Raw genomic sequence first — 1306 nt, 5'->3', positions numbered from 1 at the left:
ACCGCGAAGCGCTGCGCATCGCAGGCGAGAAAGTCCACCGCGACCGCACCATCGAGGTCGCCTACCCGTACACGGGTGAGGTGATCGCCACCGTGCCCAAGGCTACGCTGGACGATGTGCGCAATGCGCTGCGCATCGCCCGCGACTACAAGCCCACGCTCACGCGCTATGAGCGCTACAAGATCCTCATGCGCGCCGGCGAGATCATCGCCTCGCGCCTGGATGAGATGTCGCGCACCATCACGCTCGAATCGGGCCTGTCGCGCAAGGACTCGCTGTACGAAGTGGGCCGCGCCTCCGACGTGCTGCTGTTCGCCGCCAACCAGGCGCTGGTGGACGACGGCCAGGTGTTCTCGTGCGACCTCACGCACCACGGCAAGAGCCGCAAGGTCTACACGATGCGCGAGCCGCTGCAGGGCGCCATCACCGCCATCACGCCGTTCAACCATCCGCTGAACCAGGTGATCCACAAGGTGGCGCCGGCCATTGCGACCAACAACCGCATCGTGCTCAAGCCCAGCGAGAAGACGCCGCTCACGGCCTTCCTGCTGGCCGACATCCTGTACGAGGCCGGCCTGCCGCCGCAGATGCTGTCGGTGCTCACCGGCGACCCGAAGGAGATCGCCGACGAGCTGCTGACCAACGCGGACGTCGACCTCGTCACCTTCACCGGCGGCGTGCCCATCGGCAAGTACATCGCGGGCAAGGCCACCTACAAGCGCCAGATCCTGGAGCTGGGCGGCAACGACCCGATCATCGTGATGGAAGACGCCGACATCGAGGAGGCCGCCACGCTCGCCGCCAACGGGTCGTACAAGAACTCGGGCCAGCGCTGCACGGCGGTGAAGCGCATGCTGGTGCACGAATCGGTGGCCGACCAGTTCGTCGAGCTGCTGGTCGCCAAGACCCGGGCCCTGAAGTACGGCGACCCGATGGACCCCGACACCGACATGGGCACCGTGATCGACGAGGCGGCCGCGAAGCAGTTCGAGGCGGTGGTCAATGAGGCCATCGCGGCCGGCGCCAGGCTGCGCTACGGCAACGAACGCCGCGGCGCGCTGTATTCGCCGACGGTGCTCGACCATGTCGACCCTGAGATGACGGTGGCCAAGCACGAAACCTTCGGCCCCGTGTCGCCGGTGATCCGTTTCAGGAACATCGACGAGGCGATCCGCATCTCCAACGGCACGGCGTACGGCCTGTCGTCGTCGATCTGCACCAACCGGCTGGACTACATCACGCGCTTCATCCGCGAGCTGAACGTGGGCAGCGTGAACGTGCGCGAGGTGCCGGGCTATCGGCTCGA

At 66.6% G+C, this 1306-nt stretch carries 1 protein-coding gene; it reads left to right on the top strand.

Features of this window, described 5'->3' with window-relative positions:
* A partial coding sequence (gene phnY, locus D3H34_RS32750; RefSeq protein WP_119558875.1) for a phosphonoacetaldehyde dehydrogenase occupies nucleotides 1–1306 on the top strand: 1306 nt, incomplete at both ends.

The sequence above is a fragment of the Acidovorax cavernicola genome (genome assembly GCF_003581445.1).
The sequence above is the reverse complement of the archived record's forward strand: the minus strand, read 5'-3'. Positions and strand labels throughout refer to the sequence as shown.